Source organism: Tissierella pigra (assembly GCF_018917845.1).
Taxonomy (GTDB): Bacteria; Bacillota; Clostridia; order Tissierellales; family Tissierellaceae; genus Tissierella; species Tissierella pigra.
This window is the reverse complement of sequence record NZ_JAHLPJ010000001.1, coordinates 1,207,555-1,228,675: the sequence shown is the minus strand read 5'-3', so window position 1 is coordinate 1,228,675 and position 21,121 is coordinate 1,207,555. Positions and strand designations below refer to the sequence as shown.

Here is a 21,121-nt window from a genome sequence, read left to right as displayed (position 1 = left end):
TTTATCCCTCTTTTCTTATGTTTTCTGCCATATCCAACAAATAATTAAAAGCATTTATATTTCCAAGGAAATTAATATGCTGATAGTATCCTAATACATTTTTATAAGTATAACCACATTCCCAAAATCTATTGTTATTCATTGGCTTTGTAATATGAAATACTGGCTGTTCGTCAGTATCTACTTGAGAACGGTGATATTCATTTCCTGTAACAGTAGTGCCTTTTTTTCCTATTATTGTATCCTCTTTTAATTCTATATTTACATATCCAAATCTCTGTAGTCTATTTGTCATAATAGCATTTCCACTAAATATATTACACATGGGAATATCTTCTATAGATGTTAAAAGATACATTAATCCTCCTGCCTCTGCTATAATAGGTATACCTTTTTCTGCATTTTCCCTTATATCATTTATCATAAATACATTAGATGATAACTCCTCTTTATATAGTTCTGGATATCCTCCACCTATATATATAATATCAGCCTTTGGAACTTTCTTATCCTTCATAGGTGAAAAATATTCTATATTACATATATTCTCTAATAACTTTAAATTCTCATTATAGTAAAAATTAAATGCTTTATCATAGGCTAAGGCAACAGTTATATTTCTTTTTTCAGGATAGTTATATGGCTCCAGTTCTATATTATTAGTCAAATCAAGTATTCGATCTATATTTACTGTGTTTTCTAAGGCTTCCGCCGCCTTTGATATTAAATATTCAGACTGTTGATTTTCATGAACCTGTTTTAATCCTAAATATCTACTATCAATTTCTAAAGATGTATCCTTAGGTAAATATCCTAATACTTCTATATTTATATATTCTTCTACTTTTTCTTTCAATAAAAGAAACATATTTTTATCCACTTTATTAAATATAATCCCTTTAATCCTTGAATCAGAAAATTCCACCATACCTTTTATTTTGGGAATTGCCGAAAACATTTCTCCCTCTGGTTTATATACCAATATAGCAGGAATATCTAACTCCTTAGATATATGAAAGCTTGAGTTTTCATAAGTATTATATATTCCATCAAAATACCCCATTACCCCTTCTACAACACCATAATCTCCTAAATTCATCTCTAAAGAATTTCTTATGCCATCTTTCCCCATTAAATGTATATCAAGATTTCCTGCTTTTTTATTTGAGGCTTGTTCTAGATATTTTGTATCTATAAAATCAGGACCTGTCTTAAATGCAGATATATTGAAACCTCTATTTTTTATGGCTCTAATTAGTCCAAGGGTTATAGTTGTTTTTCCTGTATTACTTGATGGAGCTGTAATCATTACGGTTCTCATCTATTTATTCTCCAATTCTTTAAGAATTTCCATAAGTTTTATATTATTTTCTCTGCTCTTTACAGCAACTCTAATATGATTATTATCTAATCCAATAAAGCTGGAACATTTTCTAATAACTATTCCTCTCTCTAAGAAAAACTTAAATACATATTCTTCATTCCAATTCAATAATTCAATTAAAATATAATTGGTTTCAGTAGGATATACTCTTATTCCTTCTATATTAGATAATTCCTTAAAAAGATAGTCTCTTTCTTTTTTTATATACTCTTTACTTTCTTCTATATATTCCTCATTGTGAAATATATAGTTTCCTGCTGATTCCGCCAACGAATTTATGCTCCATGGTAATTCTATATTAGATATTTTCTCAACTAAATCAACAGAAGTACATCCATATCCTAATCTAATACCAGGTAATGCAAAAAACTTTGTAGCAGCCCTTATGATGCCTAAGTTTTCATAATTTGTATTTCTAAAAACTTCAATACTATCATAATCCATAGGGCAGAACTCAAAAAACGCTTCATCTAATAATAAATATGACTTAGTTTTTTTTATTAAATCATATAGCATTATTAACTCTATTTTATCTATCCTAAGACCAGTAGGATTATTGGGGTTACCTAATATTACTAAATCACCTTTCTGTATTTTGCTCCCTATGGCTAGAATATCTATTGTAAAATCATCCTTATAAGGTACTCTAATTACTTCTTTTCCATGAACAATAGCTCTTTTTTCATATTCTGAAAAAGAAGGTGTACAGACAAATACCCTATTGGATAATATTATAAAATTATCTATTAGCTCTACTGCTCCATTACCAACTACAATATTCTCATCATTACATTTTAAGTAACTAGATATAGATTTCTTTAATTTTCTATATTTAATATCTGGATATGCTTCAAGACTATTAAAACTATCTATTAAAATCTTTTCCAATCCCTTTGGTGGTCCTAAAGGATTTATATTACTGCTATAATCTATTAATTCTCCATCATAATAGTCTTCGTAGGATAACAAGTCTCCTCCATGCTCCACTTCATCACCTTCTTTATATAATATTATCTTATGGACTCAAACTAAGTTTAAATCATTATTTGTTGAATTCAAACTCAATTTATGTGGTATAAAATATGGACAGCGATTTATTTCGTCTTCATATATATGTGCATCTATTCTAAATACATCTTTTAATAGTTTAGCTTGTAATATATCACTAGGTTTCCCATATTCACAAATTTCTCCATTTCTCAATACATAGATATTATTTGAATATCTAGCCGCTTGATTTAAATCATGTAAAACCATTATTACTGTAATACCTAAAGATTCATTTAATTCCTTTATCAACTCTAATACTTCCAGTTGATAGGATATATCCAAATATGTAGTAGGTTCATCAAGAAGTAATATCTTAGGTTTCTGTGCCAGTGCCATTGCTATCCAAGCCCTCTGTCTTTCTCCTCCAGATAGTGTTGCTATATATCTATCCTTAAGCTTCACAAGTCCTGTCTTTTCAATTGCCCAATTAATAATATCTTTATCATTTTTGTTTATTCTTTTACCAAAGCTTAAATGTGGGTATCTGCCATAGGATACAAGATTTTCTATGGTAACATCGGCTGATACATTTTTCACCTGTGGTAATACGGCTACTTCCCTTGCTATTTTCTTTGTAGGTATTTGAGATATATCCTTTCCATCAAGATATATCTCTCCCGAATAAGCCTTTATATATCTTGACAATGATTTAATGAGAGTAGTTTTACCCGATCCATTTGGTCCAATTATAGTAACTATTTCTCCATTGCTCACTCTAAAGTTGATATCCTTTAATACCAGCTTTTCACCATATTTAACCTGTAAGCTTTTTGTCTCCATACTCATTGTCTCATTGCCTCCTTTTTCCTTAATAAATAAAGAAAAAATGGTGCTCCTAATGCTGACATTATAATACCTACTGGAATCTCCATTGGTGCAAATAATATTCTTGACAAAGTATCACAAATCATCACAATAGATGCACCAAAAAATATAGTTCCTGGAAAGAGGTATCTATAATCTGAGCCAATAAATAATCTTGTCATATGCGGTACAATAAGTCCAACAAAACCTAATAGACCCACTACTGATACTGCTGCTCCTGCTAGTAAGGAGGATATTATGATAAAAACAAATCTAGTCCTTTCAACTCTTAATCCTAATCCTGTAGCAACTTCGTCTCCTAGCATAAGGATATTTAATTTATCTGGTAGGAATAATATCAATATCATACCTAGAATTGCATAGGGTAAAATCATCCTTACATCTTTCCAAGTTATAGCCGAAAGACCTCCAACCATAAATCCTAAAACTCCATGAACTCTATCAGGAAAAAAGGTCATAAGAGCATTCGTACCTGCACTAAATAAGGATGAAACAGCTACCCCAGCTAAGACTAATCTAGTAGGAAGTACTCCCTCTTTCCATGCCAAAGAATATATAAACAAAGTAGCTGACAGGGCACCAATAAATGCACCTATGGGGACGAGATAATAATAGCTTGGAAAAATTATAAGAATAACAAGGGCAAAAAATCCTCCCCCAGAGGATACTCCTATAATATTAGGTCCTGCCAAGGGATTTCTCATTATTCCTTGTAATATAGCACCAGATAATGACAAACATATGCCTACTAATGCTGCAACTATGGTTCTTGGTAATCTTACATTCCATATTATTTGATAGTTAACTGTACCTTTCTCATATAAAATTGACTTAATTATTCCTATGGGACTTATTTGTACTGCTCCATTGCCAACACTGAAGAAAAAGCTGACTATGAATAAGATAATAAAGACAGTAATTATTGTCTTTTTCTTAGATTCCTCTTTTGCATATTTAATCATAGCCTCTCCTTTTTATTTAAATACTTCTGGGTATAAAATCTTAGCTAGTCCTTCATATGCCTCTGCGTATCTATGATTTGGTTTAAACATATAAAGATCCTTTGGTAGAATCACATATCTATCGTTCTTAACTGCTGAAAGAGATGCCCATGCAGGATTGGACTCCACATCTTCTTTAATTCTTTCCATTACCTTATCCATATCATTTCCTGTAGTTTGTACAAATATGAAATTTGGATCTTCTTCTAGTATCTTCTCAATACTAAAGTTTTTATCACTTAGCATATCATTAGATGTATCTGCAATATTTATGGTATTCAAATCCTTTAACATCTCTCCAACTGTAGAATCTGAACCTCTAGCAGTAACAGATTTAGCACTGGCCATCATTATAAGTACTTTATTTTCCTTATCTTTTGGTGATTTTTCAATTATACTGTCTATTTCATTTTTAACCTTTAGGACATTTTCTTCGTATAAATCTTCTCTTTCGTTAAGAGCAGAAAATAATCTTGCTAATTTAAAATAATCCTCTTTAACATAGTATTCCATTGCTATAAATGGTATATTATTCTCTTCAAATGAAGGAACTAATTCTATTTGTGATTTTTGAGTTGATATTAAAACTACTAAATCAGGATTTAATGACAGTATCTTCTCTAAACTTATGGAGCCAAGAGCTCCTACAATTTCAGCATCATCAGTTCCTGATATTATTTCTTGACCAACAGAATCTTCTAACTTACCTATTACTTTACCACCGTTTTTCATCCATATATCTAAATAGGAGTTATATATAACTACTACTTTTTCAGGATTTTTATTTAAAGTAACTTCTTCTCCCCTACCATCTACAAAGGACACAGTTTTATCTGTAATTGTTATTCCATATTCCTCTTTTATATCTTCATTTATTTCTAGTGGTTGTGAGTCACCTTCTGTTTGCACTATCGGTTCATTATTTTCTTTGGTTTTACAAGCTGTTAATATGGTTGCCATTAATATAAATACTAGTAACAGCGATAATATTTTTTTGTTTTTCATTGTTGTCCTCCTAATTCCTTCTGCCTATTATCAATGATATATAGTCTTTATCCTTCAATATTTCGTCTTTATCTATTATGATTTCTTGTTCTTTCAAGGTTGCTCTTTTAATGTATTTATAACTAAAATCCTGCTCCTCTAAACCATTTAATATGCTTTCCTTATCTTTTAAGGTCTTCAATATGGCTATGGAGTCTACCTTTTCCAATAGAGACTTATCTAACTCATCACATAGTAAAAAATTTTCTCCCTTTACAGTTATAGGAGTTTTGCTTTCACCAGCTGCTGCTACAAAAGATGGAATTCCTGATATTATTTCTACATCAATATCCTTTCCTTCTAATTCATCCATAATATATATAAATGTACTATATATCATGGGGTCTCCTATTGTAAGAAATGAACCTATTTCATCTTCTGGTATCTCTTTCAATATAATTTCTGCTGCATTTTTATAATCTTCTTTTTGAACTTGTCCCATGGGAAAATCTATAAATACTACTCTTTTATCTCCAATAAAATCTTTTACAGTATCTATAGCCATATTTTTCCCTTTATTATTTGGAGCAAATATAACTGATGATTTTTCTATTGTTTTAACAGCTTTAAGGGTAAGTAATTCTTTATCTCCTGGACCAGTTCCAATTCCATATAGTTTTTTCATTATTTCTCTCCTATTATTTGCTCAAGATGTTTCAAGAATATTTCTTGGATAATTTTATATTCACCTAATCCCCTTAGACATACCTCAACTTCAAATCCTTCTTTTTCAAGTATTGATTTCCATGAATCATCTTCTTCTGAAGCCATATCATTTTGGGCATGATCTCCTGCTACTAACATAAGTGGTTTTAATTTTACCCTTTTTATATTTTTTTCTTTTAATTTCATTACTATATCTTCTATGGTTTTACTTCCCTCTACTGTACCAATAAATATATTTTTAAAACCTTCCTTATGATAAGTATTTTCCAACACCTCATAAGCTTCATCTGCCTCATGGTCAGAACCATGTCCCATGAAAACTAAAGCTTCATTATTTCCTAATTCATTAACTCCAGTATCATGTACAATACTTTTATGGTCTTCTTCTAGCCAAAGTAACGGCAATCCTACCTTTATATCATACTTAGTAAGTTTATCATATTCATGCCCAGGAATTATATGCAAAGGTTGAATATATATTTCTTCTATACCTTGATTCTTCATTTCTTCTATTGCTTCTATTTCATTTAACACATTAATATTATCTCTTTGCTTTAATCTACGAACAACTATCCTAGAGGTAAAAGCCCTTAGTACCAAATAATCTTTGTACCTTTCCTTTATTCTATCCTCTATACTTTCTATACATAACTTTCTAGTCTCTTCATAAGTAGTTCCAAAACTAGCTACTATTATTCCTTTTTTCATAAAATCCCCTTTCCTTTATATAAATTAAATTCTTCTTCATTTTTAAATAATGGTAAATCAAATTTTTGATGAATTCTTACAAGCCATGGTTTAACCAATCTTGCTTCTTCAATTAGCTTATCTTCCGTAAAAATCAGTTCTTTCTCTCCTTGTCCAATGATATTACCCTTACTGAGTATATAAATATAATCGCAAATATCATAGATTAAATCCATATCGTGGCTGGAGATTATAATTGTTTTATCTTTACTTATTTCATTTATTATTTCCTTCATCTGCTTAGTCATATATGGATCAAGTCCAGAGGTAGGTTCGTCTAATAGCAATACTTTAGAGTCCATAACTAAAACTCCTGCAATGGCAATTCTTTTCTTTTGCCCATAACTTAAAAAATGTACAGGTTTATTTACTAAATCAAGTCCACCAACCTTTTCCAATGCTTTAAATACTTTTTCCTTGATTATATCTTCAGCAACATCAATGTTTCTTAAAGAAAAAGCTATATCATCAAATACATTAGAATAAAATAGCTGTTGGTCAGGATTTTGAAATACAATATTAACCTGCTTTCTATATTCCCTTAAATATTTTTTATCATATTTTAGGGATGTATCATTATATATTACCTCACCTTTACTTGGTCTTAATATTCCCATAATATTTAAAAATAAGGTGGATTTTCCTGAACCATTAGCTCCAATAATTCCTATTACTTTTCCCTTATATGTATCTATGTTTATATTGTTTAATGCATTTGTACCATCTTCATATTTATAGTATAAATTATTTATCTTTAACATTTAATCACCTAGTTTAAATTCCCCATCATATAATTTACATTCAAGGGATATATTCATTTCATTATGTTTTATAAATATTCTAAGGAAAAGATTTCTAATAAGTAATGATATAGATTTTAATGAATTTCTCTTATTTTCATATCCAAACTTCATGGTTTGTGCCATATGAATATTATTTGCTTCTTCTATAAATATAAATATACTTCTATAAATAAGTACCATCAATTCTATAAATAGACTAGGTACTTTTAATTTTTTTAAAACTTTAATAATGTCTATTATTGGAGTAGTTAATATCAGAAAATATACTGATGTTAGAGATGATAACACTGTGGTAAATAATTTAGCTCCAGTATTGAAGGATTCATAAGTTATACCTATATAACTGTTTATAAGCTTAAAACAATAAATATAATTTACATCATTAACTGAAATTACTATTGCTACTATACTGACTAATAAAAATGATAATGGGATAAGTAACATTTTAAAATAGGCTTTACAAGGAATTTTAGCTATTCCAACTATTAATACAGACATAAGTATAATAGTCAATAAATCAAAATAATAATTGTTGATTATTCTTGATATAATTATAGTACCACAGGCAAGAAGTATCTTTGCCTGTGGTGAGTAACATCTTATTTTGTTTGTATAAGCATATTTATCTATTAGCAACAATTTTTCGTCTTTCCTTTAGTACTCCAAATGTATAGCCTATAATTCCAGCACCTATTGCTACCTGTAATGAAAACAATAAACTTTCAATTTCCCCACTTGGTGGTTCCCATAATGGCTCAAACCATGGTTCATACTCTGGATTTATTTCTTGAATCAGTCCCTCTGCTTGCCCATCTGCTCCTTCAAATTCTGAGTCTCTTTTTATGATCAATGGAGTGATTATTATTATAACTGCTAAAAGTAAAAGGATAATATTTTTTTTATATAGACTCTTCAAGTTCAATCACTCCTTCTTTTTTATATTCTGCAATAAGATTAAATACCATTAAAGTTATAATTCCTTCAACTATTGCCAATGGCAATTGAGTAACTGCAAATATTGATATGAATTTTGTTAAAGATGTAAAAAATCCTCCTGCTGCATCTGGAAATGCAATAGAAAGTTGAATAGATGTAATAATATAAGTTGCTAAATCTCCTAAAGCTGCTGCTAAAAATACTGCTAATCCCCTGTTCTTATTTTTCAAAGACTTATAAATCCAAAATGATACTAAAGGCCCTACTACAGCCATGGAAAATACATTGGCTCCCAATGTTGTAATTCCACCATGAGCTAATAATAGAGATTGGAACAATAGTACAATGGTTCCTATTACTGTCATAGTCGTTGGTCCAAACATTATTGCTCCCAAGCCTACTCCTGTTGGATGAGAACAAGACCCTGTAACAGACGGAATTTTAAGTGCAGATAAAACAAAAGCAAATCCACCTACTAAACCTAAAAACATTTTTTGCTCTGGCTTTAAACCTTTACTTAGTTTCTTAAATCCTGCAATTAAAAATGGTAAAGATAGCACTGCCCATACAATAGCCCATTTCAATGGTAAAAACCCCTCCATAATGTGCATTGCATGACCTAGTTGTGGAGTTACAAGTAAAAGCAACAATACACTCCACATCATTAATCTTTTTTTCATAAAATCACCTCTCATTTATTTTTAAAGGAATACTCTCCTTTATAACTAAATTAGGTGACCATAAAGGAAATAAAAAGTCCCTAACCAAAATAGATTAGGGATGGAAATTATACTAGACTTAATTGTAAATAGTATAAAGTTAAGATTTTCCTTCCCTCCGAAGGTCACTTCAATACTACTAGGCAGGTCTCCTGACTTGTGATTTATCTTACTTTCAGTACCTTCCCAGATTTCTCCAGTGGTATAAACTGATTTCATCATCACTTACAGTAGCGGGGGCTGTATAAGACTTTCACTTATTTCCCTATTAATCATTTATAGAACCTAATGTATTATATTTAATTTTCACTTTAATGCTATCATAAAACAATATTTAATACAAGATATTTTTATATTCTAAAATATGACCTTTTTTATCAATTTAATTGTTTCAGAATACTAGCTTATTAAATAAACCTAAGTTATCTATTGATACACATATTCTTCCCCTCGAGTATCAAGAACAGTTAAGGATGATAAGTTCAGACGTAAATACACTTCTCCTTCCTCCTCATATTCTTCTAATACTCCTATAGCTTCTACCCAATCATTTTCATCAGGATATTCACCAGACCAAACTACTTCAAAACCTGCATTATCATCATATCCACAACACCCTGGTCCATAACGAATAACAAAATTATAGTTTGTATCATTTACATCATAATAAATTGAAGTAAATATACCTTCATATTTAATAGTTTTTCCTAAATAGTCTTCAGAATTTATATAAATATCATTGGTTTGGGCAATGAACATTTTTTCCTTTATTTCGATTATATCCATATCAGAAGGGGGAATATCTATGGTACTATGCTGGATTCCATCATTTTGTGAGTCCGTCTCTTGTATAATAGTTGAAATATCATCAGAAGAATTATCCTCTTGGATTTGCTCCTTACATCCAGTCAATAATATAAGGCAAACAAATATCATTATAAGGTATTTTTTCATTACTTAATCCCTCTTTTCTCTATTCCATTTATAGACTTAACTCCATTTACCTTCATTCTAACTAAGTTTCCAAACCAAAATAATACAAAGGCTCCAATATTAACTATAACTACACTGGCTCCAGTAGGTGTAGCATAAACATAAGAACCTACTACTCCCAAAAAGAAGCAGATTATAGATATAATAGCTGAACAAATTGTCACAGTTTTAAATTGCTTACAAAATCGCATCGATGTTAGGGCAGGAAATATAATTAAACTGGAAATAAGTAGGGCACCCATCATTCGCATACCTAATACAATTGTTATTGCTGTTAAAAATGCAATTAACATATTGTAAATGTCAGTTTTTATACCTGTAGCTTTAGCAAAATTTTCGTCAAAGGTTACTGCAAAAACTTTATTATAAAGAAGTATAAACATTCCTAAGACTAAGATGGACAGTGTCACACTTAATTTAACATCTGCATGGCTCATACTTAAAATGCTTCCAAATAAATAGTTACATACATCGGTGTTCATACCAGTAGTCATGGATATAGCTACAACACCAATGGCAAGTGAACTTGTGGAAATTATGGCAATAGCAGCATCACCTTTAATTTTACTATTTTCACTAATCCGAAGTAGCAGAAATGCAGCCATAACACATACGGGTATGGAAATTGTCAAAGGCGCTACATTCATGGCTGTGGCAATAGCCAAAGTTCCAAAGCCTACATGGGATAAGCCATCGCCAATCATTGAATAGCGTTTCAGCACCAAACTCACACCAAGCAATGCTGCACAAAGGGAAACCAACAATCCTACAATTACTGCTCTAACAAGAAATGGATATGAAAACATTTGAATTAATATATTAACCATGCTACTCACCTCCTAAAAAACCATATCCAACACTGGATTTAACATAGTCAGATGTTTTTCCGAAAAATATCTGCTGTCCTTTTAAATGTAAAATAAGGTCAGCATATTTAACAGCACTGTGAACATCATGAGAAACCATAATAATTGCAATTCCCATCTCACGATTTATTTTAAAAATCTGCTTGTATAAATCCTGAGTCACTATTGGATCAAGTCCTGCTACTGGTTCATCTAAAATCAATAACTTTTGTGTAGCACAAAGTGCCCGGGCCAACAGCACACGCTGCTGCTGACCTCCAGACAATTCTCTATAGCATTTATTGCGAAGATGTTCAATTCCTAGAAGGACAAGATTTTCTTCAGCAATAGTTTTATCCAATTTTGAATAGAAAGGACGAATTCCCATCTTACTTAATCTTCCAGACAAAATAACTTCATAGACACTGGCAGGAAAATCCTTTTGAACAATGGTTTGTTGAGGTAAATAACCAATTTCATTGGATTTAAGTCCTTCATCCATTAGAATACTTCCCCTTTGAGGAACCTTTAAACGAAGTAAGCCTTTAATGAGCGTACTTTTACCTGATCCATTTTCTCCTACAATACACAAATAATCTCCACTATTAACCGAAAAATTCAAATCACTGATTACAGTATGCCCCTCATAAGCAAAGGAGGCATCCTTACAAATAAGAAGTGACATATTATTTAACAGCCTCCTTTATTGCCTCAAGATTAGCTGTCATCAAGTCCAAATAACTTATGCCCTTTTCAAAATCGCTTTTAGCAATATTATGGCAAGCATGAAGCAATAGCTTTTTCGCACCTGTAGCTTCACAAATTGTATCTGCCATTTTTTCGTTGGAAAGTTCAATATGGAATACTACAGGAATATTCTCAGTCTTTATTTTGTCAATTAAAAACGCTACAGTGGCAGCACTGGGTTCAGTTTCTGTAGAACAACCAGGAAATGCGGCAAAATAGTCAAGTCCATATTCATCAGCAAAATATCTAAATGGGAATCTGTCACCAAAAACTATGGTTTTTCTAACTCCTTCATCTACAATATTTTTAAAATCTATATTTAATTCATCTAGTTTTGCCACATAAGACTCTGTATTCTGTCTGTATATAGAAGAATTATCCTTATCTATATCACATAATACTTCAGAAATAGCTTGAACGATAATTTTAGCATTCCTAGGAGATGTCCACACATGCTCATCATATTCTGATTCCTCATGGTGTTCATCATCGTGGTCATGGTCATCGTCATGATCGTGGTCGTGTCCATGATCATCTTCCATTCCCTCTACTATTTCTTCCTCTACTACATCTACCATATCCATAAGTGATACGATCTTCATTTTGCTTGTATCCATAGATTCTAAAATTCCTTTAATCCATGAATCAGAATCTCCTCCTACATAGATGAACACATCACAATCTTGTATTGTAGTAATATCTTTAGGAGTAGGTTCAAAGGAGTGACTTTCAGAACCTGGAGGAAGAAGCATGGTCAATTCAACATTCTCTCCTGCAATTTCCCTAACAAAATCATATTGAGGAAAAATAGTGGCAACAACACTTATTTTATCACTAGCAATGGTATTTTCATTTTTACTGCATCCAGTTAAGATGGATATAAAAATAAAAAACACCAATATTATTGAAATAAATCGTTTCATAAAAATATAACCTCCATTTATTCTTGTTTTTGGCATAAAAATACAAGGGACACTAAAGCCTTACTAAAAAAGGACATATTACTCCCTTGTGAGGTATATTTTAATTATTCATTCTAACTTTCAAAATTATTGGTGTCATATTTACATAGGACTTGTTTCCACTAACAAATACAAAAGTAGTTAGGGATTTAAAGAAACCAGCCATTATAATAATACCAACTATGCTAAGTTGCTTGAGAAGATTTTCTAAAGTATGAATTTGTGCACAGACATAGCAATGCTCACCAATACAATCATGAGCAGCATGGGTGATAATAAACAATTCAGAAAGAATGAAAGTCATAGCTATACAAATAATAAGTAAAACTATCAGCTTTTTTGTATTAGAATGTTTTATATTCATTGTGCTTTCTCCTTTCCTATGGTCTACATTCTTCACAATACCCATATAGAATCGTTCTGTCCCTATCAAGATTAAATCCATGTTTTTCCTGCATATGTATTGTAAGCTCGTTGATATGATTACAATTCAAACGAACTCCCTGTCCGCACCCAACACATATAAGGTGATAATAATCCGAATTATCATAAGACTTTTCTAAATATTGATAATGGGAACGCATATCTTCTGGCTCTATAAATTTCAGAACAATACCATCCTTAACCAACTTATCCAGATTCCTATAAATAGTGGTTTGTCCTACAGATTCTCCTTTATTATTCAGATAATCTGCTATCATTTCCACTGTTACATGACGATCTTTATTCTCTTGAAGGTAAGATATAATCAATTTCTTCTGTTTCGTATTATAACTTTTTCTAACTTTCATGTATTTTCGTCTCCTTTAATAAAATAGTAATTTGGAAACGATTTTCATATTCATAATTTTATTGAATATTAAAAGCGTTGTCAAGCAAAATCTTGTTAAGATTATTCCAAAGGTCCTATTATTTATATTATATAAAAACTTTTTCAATATTAATATCAAAATCCAATAAAAAAATTCTAATAGTTAATATCATATGACCTTATTGCCAAAATAATGCCTCTATCATTTTGCATCTAAATATTATATTTTAAGCTAGTTCAATTAACTAATTGACCTACAAAAAAATCCCTAATCAAAATGGATTAGGGATAAAAATCAAGAAATCAAAACCAAAGTGAAAGATTTATCTTAGCTTGAGTTTACTCAATCTTTCATTTAATTCATAGGTTTCATTCTCCATATGAGATACTATCTGTAATATATCTTTAATGGTATTTGTTTCACTATCTATGCTAGATGCAATTTCTTCTACTGATGCAGTATTTTCTTCTGAAATAGCTTCTAGGTTTTCCATTCCTTCCGATATTATTGCAGTACTTGAAGTTATTTCTTCTGTAGAATCAGATACCTCCTCTACCATAGATGATACCTTCTGTATAGACTCTGTAATACTTTCAAAGCGATTTATTACATCATCTACTTGTATATGACTTGCTGCTGCTTTTTGAGATACTTCCTGCATGGACTTTGAAGCATTTAAAATCCCTTCCCGTATATCCTCTAAAAGATTAGATATTTCACCTGCCGACTTTGATGATTCCTCTGCTAAGGTTCTTACTTCTTCTGCTACTACTGTAAATCCTGCTCCATGTTCCTTTGCTCTGGCAGCTTCTATTGAAGCATTTAATGCTAAAAGATTTGTCTGTTTAGCTATGCCTGTAATAGTATCTACTATGCTATTTATTTGATTTGAATGTTCATCTAACATCATCATTAATTCTGTGGTTTCATTAACAACTTTACCTACATCATTAATATGATTTTTCATTTTTTCAATTGCTTCATTTCCTTGGATTGCATTATTTCGAGTTTCTGTAGCTTCTACTGTTACTTGTTGTGAATGTCTAGCTATATCTTTAATAGCTTGATGTGTCCCTGAGATTGAATCAGTCATTTTCGACATTTCAACTGTTTGCCCTGCTATTCTTTCAGTTACATTATCAACAGTATCATCTATTTGTTCAAAGGATATACTAACCTCTTCAAATGCTTTAGAAAACTGTTGAGTATTATCCAGTAGATTTCTAGAATTTTCATCTACATTCAATAATATACTCTGTATTGTATCAAGCATTTGATTTGTGCATATTGCTAATTCTCCTATTTCGTTATTTTCCTCAATTTCCAGTCTTTTAGTAAGATCTCCACTTAGTTCTGCTATTTCTCGCATCTTAATTACTAGACTTTCTATTGATTTGCTTTGTCGCATAGTTATAAATCGAACAATCCACCATATGAAAAACAAACTTATTGCCAATATAGCTATTAGTATACCTAAGAATAGAGTCTGTAATTTTATAAAGGCTTTTGTATTTACATTTACACCTAAAACAGCTGTTACTTCATCATTCTGAGAAATAGGTATATAGACTGCTGAGTATGCTTCTTGAGTAAGGAAATCCTGATCTATTGCCACAGTATGAGTACTTCCTGTTTCATATGCCATGTTCATTTCTTCATTATCATAGGATAAATACTCTCCTATATTGTGCTTATCACTGCTAGATGTATTTGCTATATATATCCATTTGTTATTGGAATCCTTTGTAAATATATAAATATCTTCCAGTATGGATTTAGCCTTACTTGATATTTCTTCTAATGTATTTACAATATGCTGGTAGTCTTGACTGTTTTCATCCTTACTCACTGCAAGTTCCTTTAAATCATATTGAGATAACTCCCTTGTGGCAATTCCCATCATAGCATTAAGTGAGATATTCAACATTTGATGTGCTGCTATATTCACTGTTTTATAAACGAAAAATCCAAATCCTAAAAATAAAACAATTATAAAGATCATTATATTTCTTGTCCACTGTTTACGCAAAGTTGTCTTTTTCTTATTTTTCGTTGCACGTTTCATTTATTTCCCCCTTAAATTACGTAAAATGGTACCAATTTTTTTATTAAATAAGGTTATATTATAATAATTTCTATATTGATTATTTTATTTTTCTCTACTATTTCTATTTCTAATCAATATTAATCGCAATAGCTGTGCGATACCACTGGCCATAGCCGCCACATATGTTAGAGCCGCAGCATTTAAAACCTTTTTTGCCCCTTTAATCTCATCTTCTACAATAAATCCATTGCTATCAAGTAGTTGTAGAGCACGACTACTTGCATTAAATTCAACTGGCAGGGTAATTATCTGAAAAGCCACAGCAGCTCCAAATATCCATATACCAATATCCATTAATCCACCAAGACTAGGAATCATAAGTCCTACGGCAATAAAAATCCAAGCCGTAGAAGATCCAAAACTAGCCAAAGGAAATATCATATTTCTCAAGGATAAGGGAATATATCCATTAGCATGCTGAATAGCATGACCTACTTCATGTGCAGCAACACTAACAGAAGCAATAGAATTACCTTGATAGACTTCAGGGGATAATCTAAGTATACCATTTCCTGGGTCATAGTGGTCGCTTAAATGTCCCTTTGAAATTTCTATTGGTATATTGTGTAATCCATGCTGATCCAGAAGAGTTCTTGCTACTTGAACCCCTGTGTATGACTTCTGTGTTGATTTTCTTAAATATTTAGCAAAATTTGTTTTTACCTTGCTTTGAGCATAGATTGTTAAAATAATTGCTGGAAGCAAAATAATCATTGTAGGATCAAATCCATAAAACCCTCTTGAATATAACATATAATCACTCCTTAATTTTATTTTAATATATTAACTCAACTGTAAAAACAGAGCCTATATTGGGAATACTATGAACATGAATATTTCCTCCATATAAATCTATAATCTTCTTTACTAAAGGTAATCCCAATCCATTACCTTCAGCAGAATGGGATCTATCCCCTTGATAGAATCTTTCAAAAATACGCTGTAATACTTCTTCATTCATACCAACACCATTATCTTTAATTTCTACTCTTATAATTGAATCTATTTCCTCAAGTTTTATACTAATAACACTATTATCTCTTGAAAATTTTATTGCATTTCCCAAAAGATTGATCCAGACCTGCTGAAATAATCCTTCATCTCCTGCATATTTAACCTTATGAAGTTCAATATCAAACTCAATATTTTTTTTACTCCATTCATATTCCAAAAGTAAAATACTTTTTCTTATTTGCTCATCTAAGGAAAATTCTGTTTTCCTCTCTACTATCTCTTGGCTTTCTAATTTTGAAAGTTTTAAAATATTGGAGGAAAGCTTAGACAACCTTACGGTTTCTTCTGCAATTATATCTGTATATTCTTCTCTTTCAATTTCCGTTAATTTTCCTTTCTGCAATAATCTAGCAAATCCTTGAATAGATGCAATTGGAGTTTTAAATTCATGTGATACATTTGTTATAAAATCCTTACGAAGATATTCTATGTTTTTTAGTTCTTTAGTCATTTTATTGAAGTTATGGGTCAGTTGTCCTATTTCATCTTGTCTTTCAACTTCAACAGATACATCAAAATTTCCCTTTGCTACTTCTTGCGTAGCTGAGGTTAGTTCCAATATTGGTTTGACTATTCTCTTAGATAAAAGTATAATACATAGGCTCCCTATAGCAACATACACTAACATGGTAAACCATACTCTAGATACTACTATTTTAAAGATTGTATTTTTAGGGTATAGGCTAATTTGTATAAATGAATCATCTAAAAATAATACTACTACAGGACTGTTTCGCTTACTTTCATATGAGAAAACAGGCTCATGATTATAAATTTTTTCTAACTCTTTTTCTGTGAACTTAAATAAATCAATATTTTCAATTTTACTTACATGGGACGTGGAAGTAGACGTAATATCTGCAATTTCTTCTATACTTAAATCTGTCTTTTCATATAACTGTAATATAGAGTTTGCTATTTTAAATTGATTTAATTTAATTTCATCTTCAATATTCTCAGTAAATATAGTTGATATAATAAAGGATAGAAAAGAAGAACTATAAATTATAATAATAAAAAATAAAGCTAATTTTACAGCAATCTTTTTCATGCTTTTATCTCTGCCTTATATCCTAATCCTCTAACTGTAATAATCTCAAATTCCTCAAATTCAGAAAACTTATCCCTTAAACGCTTAATATGGACATCTACTGTACGTTCTTCAGCTTCTGAATCCATCCCCCATATTTCATCCATAAGCTGTTGCCTTGTGAAAATTTGCTTGGGATAACTCAACAGCTTAAATAATAAATAAAATTCCTTCTTGGGAAGATTTATAGAGATGTCTTTTTTATTCACATCTAAAGTATTATAATCCAAAACTAATTCACCAATTGTTAGACGATTTTCATTAACAATACGAGAACGACGCAGTAATGCTGCTACTCTTAATACCATCTCATCTATATCTATGGGTTTTACCATATAGTCGTCTGTTCCTACAATAAATCCCTTTTTCTTATCATCAAGGGTTTCTTTAGCAGTTACCATTAGAATCGGTAGGTTATAGTTGGATTTTCTAAGTAGGTCAGTTAACTGATAACCATCCATGTTTGGCATCATAATATCACTGATAATTAAATCTATATGTACCATATCTAATATTTCTAATGCTTGGATACCATCATTAGCCATTAAAACATTATATCCTTGCTGCTTTAATACAGCTCCAATTAATTTTTGCAGATTCTTATCATCTTCAGCTACTAGAATATTAATCATATATATCCCTCTTAACAATATTATTTTAAAAATAAATCAATAGTACTAACGAAATCCTTATATAATTATAGAAAACTAATATGAACTGAATATTAATTTTTATAAAAATTAGTTATAAAAATAACTCTTAATTTAAAAGAGTTATTTTTATAGTTAAATATTATTTTATATTAATTATTATTAATTCAATTATAATACAAGTAGTCAAAAATAATATCTCACTTAAATACATAATATCTATTGTATTTCTTACATCTTTTTTTGCAATAGGTCTTATATTATCTCCAATAGTTGGTTTTTCAACTAGTCTTCCATGATAATAATTATTTCCACCTAGCTGAACCCCTAAAAGTCCTGAAACAGCTCCCTCTGGATATGCACAGTTGGGGCTTTTATGATTTTTTCTATCTCTTATCATTATTCTAAAACCATCTTTCATATTAAACCTTCCTATGGAACCTAAACACATAAAAATTCCAGTAAGTCTTGCAGGAATATAATTAAATATATCATCTATCTTCGCAGGGAAATATCCTAAATCTATATATTTATCATTCATATATCCTAACATAGAATCCATAGTATTTATAAACTTATACGCTAGTCCACCGGGTGCTCCTAATAAAATTATATACATTAAAGGAGCTATAACTCCATCGGAAGTATTTTCTGCCACAGTCTCTACAGTTGCTTTTATGACTTCTTCTTCTGAAAGATTTTTAGTCTCTCTCCCAACAATATAAGAAAGTCTCTCTCTCCCCTGTTCTATACCACTGTCTAAAGCTTCAGATACTTTAGTTGCCTCGTAGTCTAAACATTTTGCAGCTATACAAGTATAAATTAGGTATGTATCTACTAGGATATAAATAAGTCTATATTGTTTTATAAGTTTTAATAGTAAATACGGAACTGTAAATCCAAGTAAAATATTAATTATAACAATAATAAGTCCTGCAAGTTTAAGTCCATTTTTAGATTTAATAATTCTTCTTACTAATTTCTCTTCAAAAGAGATTATCCTCCCCATCAGTTTTACTGGATGAGGGAAATTATAAGGATCTCCTAACTTAAAGTCCAATAAAATTCCTAAAATTACACTCATTGACATATTAAATTCTCCTTAATTATTTACTAAATCCAGCCCCATTATTTTATAAATATAATCCATATCCATATTCTGGCGAAGTAGTAAGGCTAATTTATTTAATTCCCTCTCCATTTCTTCTTCTGTCTGTGGATTTATATTACATTCCTTATCATAGTCAATTAAACTATCTTCATCTACTAACTCTAAATGTGCAAAAGGTATAGTTCCCACAACTGGTATATTTAATATTTCTTCAATCATTTTAATTCCTGGATCTAAAAGGGTTTTGTCTCCTCTAAACTTATTGATTATAAGTCCTTTTATTCTTTTTCTTTCATGTTCTTCTAATAACATCACTGTGCCATAAAGAGAAGCAAATACTCCTCCTCTATCTATATCTGCTACTAACAGTACTGGAGCATCTGCCATTTCAGCCATACCCATATTTACTATATCATTTTGTTTTAAATTTATTTCAGCAGGGCTTCCTGCACCTTCTATAACTACAATATCATTTTTACTTTCTATTTCTTTATATATATCTAGTATCATTGGTTTAAGAGTATTTTTATACTTAAAATACTCTACTGCTTCCATATCCTCTTTATCTTCACCTTTTATAACTACCATAGACCCTTTATCTGATTTCGGTATAAGTAAAATCGGATTCATACTTGGATGAGGTTCAAGTCCTGCTGCCATAGCCTGTAAAGTTTGTGCTGTACTTATTTTATACCCCTCTTTAGTAGTATAATATTTCGATGACATATTTTGAGATTTAAAAGGATAAACCTTATATCCATCTTCCTTAAATATTCTGCACAAACCTGTACACATTAAACTTTTACCTGCTGACGATGTTGTACCTTGTATCATAATATTTGTCATTTCTTTACCCCTTTCTATATTTCTTTATTTCTTCTTTTAAATCATTTACTTTATATTCTAATGATAATACTGGATTTATATTATATTTATCTAATAGATAATATAGCTCTTTTATTTCCTCTAGAGTTGGAGTTTGGTGATTATCGTATAATCCATCATTAGAATGAATATGAATATAAAAAATATAATCTTCAAGCTCCTTTATCCATTCTTCCAATGTAACCTTACCTAAATTAGCGTGTCCTATATCTAGATTGATTTTAACATTAGGCAGGTTTATAGTTTCTATTAACTCTTTTAACATACTGGGAGTTTCCTCAAATATATTTTCTAAGAGTATTATTCCTTTATAATCTGGTACTTCCTTTAATATCTCTTCCCAAAATTCTTTACTTTGAATATTATTTAACTTCCTTATGGATGGCTGATTTAAATATGGATTTATTTGACTATGAAATATTAAGTAATCTATGTTTAACTCTTTAGCCACATTTATAGTATATAAATATCTATTATAACTTACCTCTCTAATTAATTTATCTGGGCTTGAAGGCTTTAGATCTAAAAAAGGTCCATGTAAGGCTTTAATATTTTTAAACTCTTTAAACTTAGTCTTATATCTGTGGATTATCATATTAATTTCATCCAATGATAAATTAGGCTCTGTAAAATCTTGTATTTCAATACCTATATTGAGTTTTTCAAACTCTTCCATATTTAAACTATCTATGGTACTTATGGTTTTTAATATTTTTCTTTTCATATACTC

24 protein-coding genes and 1 riboswitch are annotated in these 21,121 nt (G+C 30.4%); all 24 genes read right to left on the bottom strand.

The features are described 5' to 3' along the window. Position 1: 1 nt before the first annotated feature. The 24 genes from KQI41_RS06020 to KQI41_RS05905 all read right to left on the bottom strand — a co-directional run bounded on the left by KQI41_RS06020 (position 2) and on the right by KQI41_RS05905 (position 21,115). Positions 2 to 1,321, bottom strand: a complete 1,320-nt coding sequence (locus KQI41_RS06020) for a cobyrinic acid a,c-diamide synthase CobB (RefSeq protein ID WP_154439098.1) — start codon at positions 1,319 to 1,321, stop codon at positions 2 to 4. Continuing rightward, positions 1,322 to 2,371 carry a pyridoxal phosphate-dependent aminotransferase gene (locus KQI41_RS06015; RefSeq protein WP_216585026.1) on the bottom strand — a complete coding sequence of 350 codons (1,050 nt, stop codon included), beginning with the start codon at positions 2,369 to 2,371 and terminating at the stop codon, positions 1,322 to 1,324. It lies immediately after the preceding gene. A 36-nt stretch (positions 2,372 to 2,407) separates the two neighbouring features. Beyond that, on the bottom strand, positions 2,408 to 3,220 hold the full coding sequence (locus tag KQI41_RS06010) for an ABC transporter ATP-binding protein (protein WP_216585025.1): 813 nt from the start codon (positions 3,218 to 3,220) through the stop codon (positions 2,408 to 2,410). Then, positions 3,217 to 4,221, bottom strand: coding sequence for a FecCD family ABC transporter permease (locus KQI41_RS06005; protein WP_216585024.1), 1,005 nt, complete (start codon positions 4,219 to 4,221; stop codon positions 3,217 to 3,219). The genes KQI41_RS06010 and KQI41_RS06005 overlap by 4 nt, the downstream gene beginning before the upstream one ends. 12 nt (positions 4,222 to 4,233) lie before the next feature. Next, a complete protein-coding gene (locus tag KQI41_RS06000) occupies positions 4,234 to 5,265 on the bottom strand; it encodes an ABC transporter substrate-binding protein (RefSeq protein ID WP_216585023.1) in 1,032 nt (343 codons plus the stop codon). Between the two features lie 10 nt (positions 5,266 to 5,275). Then, complete coding sequence (locus KQI41_RS05995; protein ID WP_216585022.1) at positions 5,276 to 5,929, bottom strand: precorrin-2 C(20)-methyltransferase; 654 nt, start codon at positions 5,927 to 5,929, stop codon at positions 5,276 to 5,278. Continuing rightward, on the bottom strand, positions 5,929 to 6,678 hold the full coding sequence (locus tag KQI41_RS05990; protein WP_216585021.1) for a sirohydrochlorin cobaltochelatase: 750 nt from the start codon (positions 6,676 to 6,678) through the stop codon (positions 5,929 to 5,931). Before KQI41_RS05990 ends, KQI41_RS05995 begins: the two co-directional genes overlap by 1 nt. After that, positions 6,675 to 7,478 carry an energy-coupling factor ABC transporter ATP-binding protein gene (locus KQI41_RS05985; RefSeq protein ID WP_216585020.1) on the bottom strand — a complete coding sequence of 268 codons (804 nt, stop codon included), beginning with the start codon at positions 7,476 to 7,478 and terminating at the stop codon, positions 6,675 to 6,677. Before KQI41_RS05985 ends, KQI41_RS05990 begins: the two co-directional genes overlap by 4 nt. Beyond that, positions 7,479 to 8,159 carry a cobalt ECF transporter T component CbiQ gene (gene cbiQ, locus KQI41_RS05980; protein ID WP_216585019.1) on the bottom strand — a complete coding sequence of 227 codons (681 nt, stop codon included), beginning with the start codon at positions 8,157 to 8,159 and terminating at the stop codon, positions 7,479 to 7,481. Continuing rightward, on the bottom strand, positions 8,143 to 8,436 hold the full coding sequence (locus KQI41_RS05975; RefSeq protein ID WP_154439106.1) for an energy-coupling factor ABC transporter substrate-binding protein: 294 nt from the start codon (positions 8,434 to 8,436) through the stop codon (positions 8,143 to 8,145). The genes cbiQ and KQI41_RS05975 overlap by 17 nt, the downstream gene beginning before the upstream one ends. Next, positions 8,420 to 9,136, bottom strand: coding sequence for an energy-coupling factor ABC transporter permease (locus KQI41_RS05970; protein WP_154439107.1), 717 nt, complete (start codon positions 9,134 to 9,136; stop codon positions 8,420 to 8,422). Before KQI41_RS05970 ends, KQI41_RS05975 begins: the two co-directional genes overlap by 17 nt. A gap of 163 nt (positions 9,137 to 9,299) precedes the next feature. Beyond that, a riboswitch (cobalamin riboswitch) is annotated at positions 9,300 to 9,479 on the bottom strand. Between the two features lie 122 nt (positions 9,480 to 9,601). Then, positions 9,602 to 10,129: a TIGR03943 family putative permease subunit gene (locus tag KQI41_RS05965; protein WP_154439108.1), complete on the bottom strand. Its 528-nt coding sequence runs from the start codon at positions 10,127 to 10,129 to the stop codon at positions 9,602 to 9,604. Beyond that, positions 10,129 to 10,995, bottom strand: coding sequence for a metal ABC transporter permease (locus tag KQI41_RS05960; protein ID WP_154439109.1), 867 nt, complete (start codon positions 10,993 to 10,995; stop codon positions 10,129 to 10,131). The genes KQI41_RS05965 and KQI41_RS05960 overlap by 1 nt, the downstream gene beginning before the upstream one ends. A gap of 1 nt (position 10,996) precedes the next feature. Beyond that, positions 10,997 to 11,698: a metal ABC transporter ATP-binding protein gene (locus KQI41_RS05955; RefSeq protein ID WP_154439110.1), complete on the bottom strand. Its 702-nt coding sequence runs from the start codon at positions 11,696 to 11,698 to the stop codon at positions 10,997 to 10,999. A gap of 1 nt (position 11,699) precedes the next feature. Beyond that, complete coding sequence (locus KQI41_RS05950) at positions 11,700 to 12,683, bottom strand: metal ABC transporter substrate-binding protein (protein ID WP_216585018.1); 984 nt, start codon at positions 12,681 to 12,683, stop codon at positions 11,700 to 11,702. Between the two features lie 100 nt (positions 12,684 to 12,783). Then, on the bottom strand, positions 12,784 to 13,086 hold the full coding sequence (locus tag KQI41_RS05945; protein ID WP_216585017.1) for a hypothetical protein: 303 nt from the start codon (positions 13,084 to 13,086) through the stop codon (positions 12,784 to 12,786). 16 nt (positions 13,087 to 13,102) lie between these two features. After that, positions 13,103 to 13,513, bottom strand: a complete 411-nt coding sequence (locus KQI41_RS05940; RefSeq protein ID WP_154439113.1) for a Fur family transcriptional regulator — start codon at positions 13,511 to 13,513, stop codon at positions 13,103 to 13,105. Positions 13,514 to 13,856: 343 nt separating this feature from the next. Continuing rightward, entirely contained in the window at positions 13,857 to 15,599 is a 1,743-nt protein-coding gene (locus KQI41_RS05935; protein ID WP_216585016.1) for a methyl-accepting chemotaxis protein, read from the bottom strand. 84 nt (positions 15,600 to 15,683) lie between these two features. Continuing rightward, entirely contained in the window at positions 15,684 to 16,394 is a 711-nt protein-coding gene (locus tag KQI41_RS05930) for a zinc metallopeptidase (RefSeq protein ID WP_216585015.1), read from the bottom strand. Between the two features lie 22 nt (positions 16,395 to 16,416). Then, positions 16,417 to 17,706 carry a sensor histidine kinase gene (locus KQI41_RS05925; protein ID WP_216585014.1) on the bottom strand — a complete coding sequence of 430 codons (1,290 nt, stop codon included), beginning with the start codon at positions 17,704 to 17,706 and terminating at the stop codon, positions 16,417 to 16,419. Then, on the bottom strand, positions 17,703 to 18,377 hold the full coding sequence (locus KQI41_RS05920; RefSeq protein ID WP_154439117.1) for a response regulator transcription factor: 675 nt from the start codon (positions 18,375 to 18,377) through the stop codon (positions 17,703 to 17,705). The genes KQI41_RS05925 and KQI41_RS05920 overlap by 4 nt, the downstream gene beginning before the upstream one ends. Before the next feature lie 160 nt (positions 18,378 to 18,537). Further along, positions 18,538 to 19,485, bottom strand: a complete 948-nt coding sequence (gene cbiB, locus KQI41_RS05915) for an adenosylcobinamide-phosphate synthase CbiB (RefSeq protein WP_244971090.1) — start codon at positions 19,483 to 19,485, stop codon at positions 18,538 to 18,540. A 12-nt stretch (positions 19,486 to 19,497) separates the two neighbouring features. Next, complete coding sequence (locus KQI41_RS05910) at positions 19,498 to 20,352, bottom strand: cobyric acid synthase (protein WP_216585013.1); 855 nt, start codon at positions 20,350 to 20,352, stop codon at positions 19,498 to 19,500. Between the two features lie 4 nt (positions 20,353 to 20,356). Next, entirely contained in the window at positions 20,357 to 21,115 is a 759-nt protein-coding gene (locus KQI41_RS05905) for a sugar phosphate isomerase/epimerase family protein (protein WP_216585012.1), read from the bottom strand. Positions 21,116 to 21,121: the final 6 nt, after the last annotated feature.

Excerpts from the sequence above, each read along its gene's own strand:
- KQI41_RS06020 (WP_154439098.1), bottom strand. The coding sequence starts at position 1,321 with ATGAGAACCGTAATGATTACAGCTCCATCAAGTAATACAGGAAAAACA.
- KQI41_RS06010 (WP_216585025.1), bottom strand. The coding sequence starts at position 3,220 with ATGAGTATGGAGACAAAAAGCTTACAGGTTAAATATGGTGAAAAGCTG.
- KQI41_RS06005 (WP_216585024.1), bottom strand. The coding sequence starts at position 4,221 with ATGATTAAATATGCAAAAGAGGAATCTAAGAAAAAGACAATAATTACT.
- KQI41_RS06000 (WP_216585023.1), bottom strand. The coding sequence starts at position 5,265 with ATGAAAAACAAAAAAATATTATCGCTGTTACTAGTATTTATATTAATG.
- KQI41_RS05995 (WP_216585022.1), bottom strand. The coding sequence starts at position 5,929 with ATGAAAAAACTATATGGAATTGGAACTGGTCCAGGAGATAAAGAATTA.
- KQI41_RS05990 (WP_216585021.1), bottom strand. The coding sequence starts at position 6,678 with ATGAAAAAAGGAATAATAGTAGCTAGTTTTGGAACTACTTATGAAGAG.
- KQI41_RS05985 (WP_216585020.1), bottom strand. The coding sequence starts at position 7,478 with ATGTTAAAGATAAATAATTTATACTATAAATATGAAGATGGTACAAAT.
- KQI41_RS05970 (WP_154439107.1), bottom strand. The coding sequence starts at position 9,136 with ATGAAAAAAAGATTAATGATGTGGAGTGTATTGTTGCTTTTACTTGTA.
- KQI41_RS05965 (WP_154439108.1), bottom strand. The coding sequence starts at position 10,129 with ATGAAAAAATACCTTATAATGATATTTGTTTGCCTTATATTATTGACT.
- KQI41_RS05960 (WP_154439109.1), bottom strand. The coding sequence starts at position 10,995 with ATGGTTAATATATTAATTCAAATGTTTTCATATCCATTTCTTGTTAGA.
- KQI41_RS05955 (WP_154439110.1), bottom strand. The coding sequence starts at position 11,698 with ATGTCACTTCTTATTTGTAAGGATGCCTCCTTTGCTTATGAGGGGCAT.
- KQI41_RS05950 (WP_216585018.1), bottom strand. The coding sequence starts at position 12,683 with ATGAAACGATTTATTTCAATAATATTGGTGTTTTTTATTTTTATATCC.
- KQI41_RS05945 (WP_216585017.1), bottom strand. The coding sequence starts at position 13,086 with ATGAATATAAAACATTCTAATACAAAAAAGCTGATAGTTTTACTTATT.
- KQI41_RS05940 (WP_154439113.1), bottom strand. The coding sequence starts at position 13,513 with ATGAAAGTTAGAAAAAGTTATAATACGAAACAGAAGAAATTGATTATA.
- KQI41_RS05935 (WP_216585016.1), bottom strand. The coding sequence starts at position 15,599 with ATGAAACGTGCAACGAAAAATAAGAAAAAGACAACTTTGCGTAAACAG.
- KQI41_RS05930 (WP_216585015.1), bottom strand. The coding sequence starts at position 16,394 with ATGTTATATTCAAGAGGGTTTTATGGATTTGATCCTACAATGATTATT.
- KQI41_RS05925 (WP_216585014.1), bottom strand. The coding sequence starts at position 17,706 with ATGAAAAAGATTGCTGTAAAATTAGCTTTATTTTTTATTATTATAATT.
- KQI41_RS05920 (WP_154439117.1), bottom strand. The coding sequence starts at position 18,377 with ATGATTAATATTCTAGTAGCTGAAGATGATAAGAATCTGCAAAAATTA.
- cbiB (WP_244971090.1), bottom strand. The coding sequence starts at position 19,485 with ATGTCAATGAGTGTAATTTTAGGAATTTTATTGGACTTTAAGTTAGGA.
- KQI41_RS05910 (WP_216585013.1), bottom strand. The coding sequence starts at position 20,352 with ATGACAAATATTATGATACAAGGTACAACATCGTCAGCAGGTAAAAGT.
- KQI41_RS05905 (WP_216585012.1), bottom strand. The coding sequence starts at position 21,115 with ATGAAAAGAAAAATATTAAAAACCATAAGTACCATAGATAGTTTAAAT.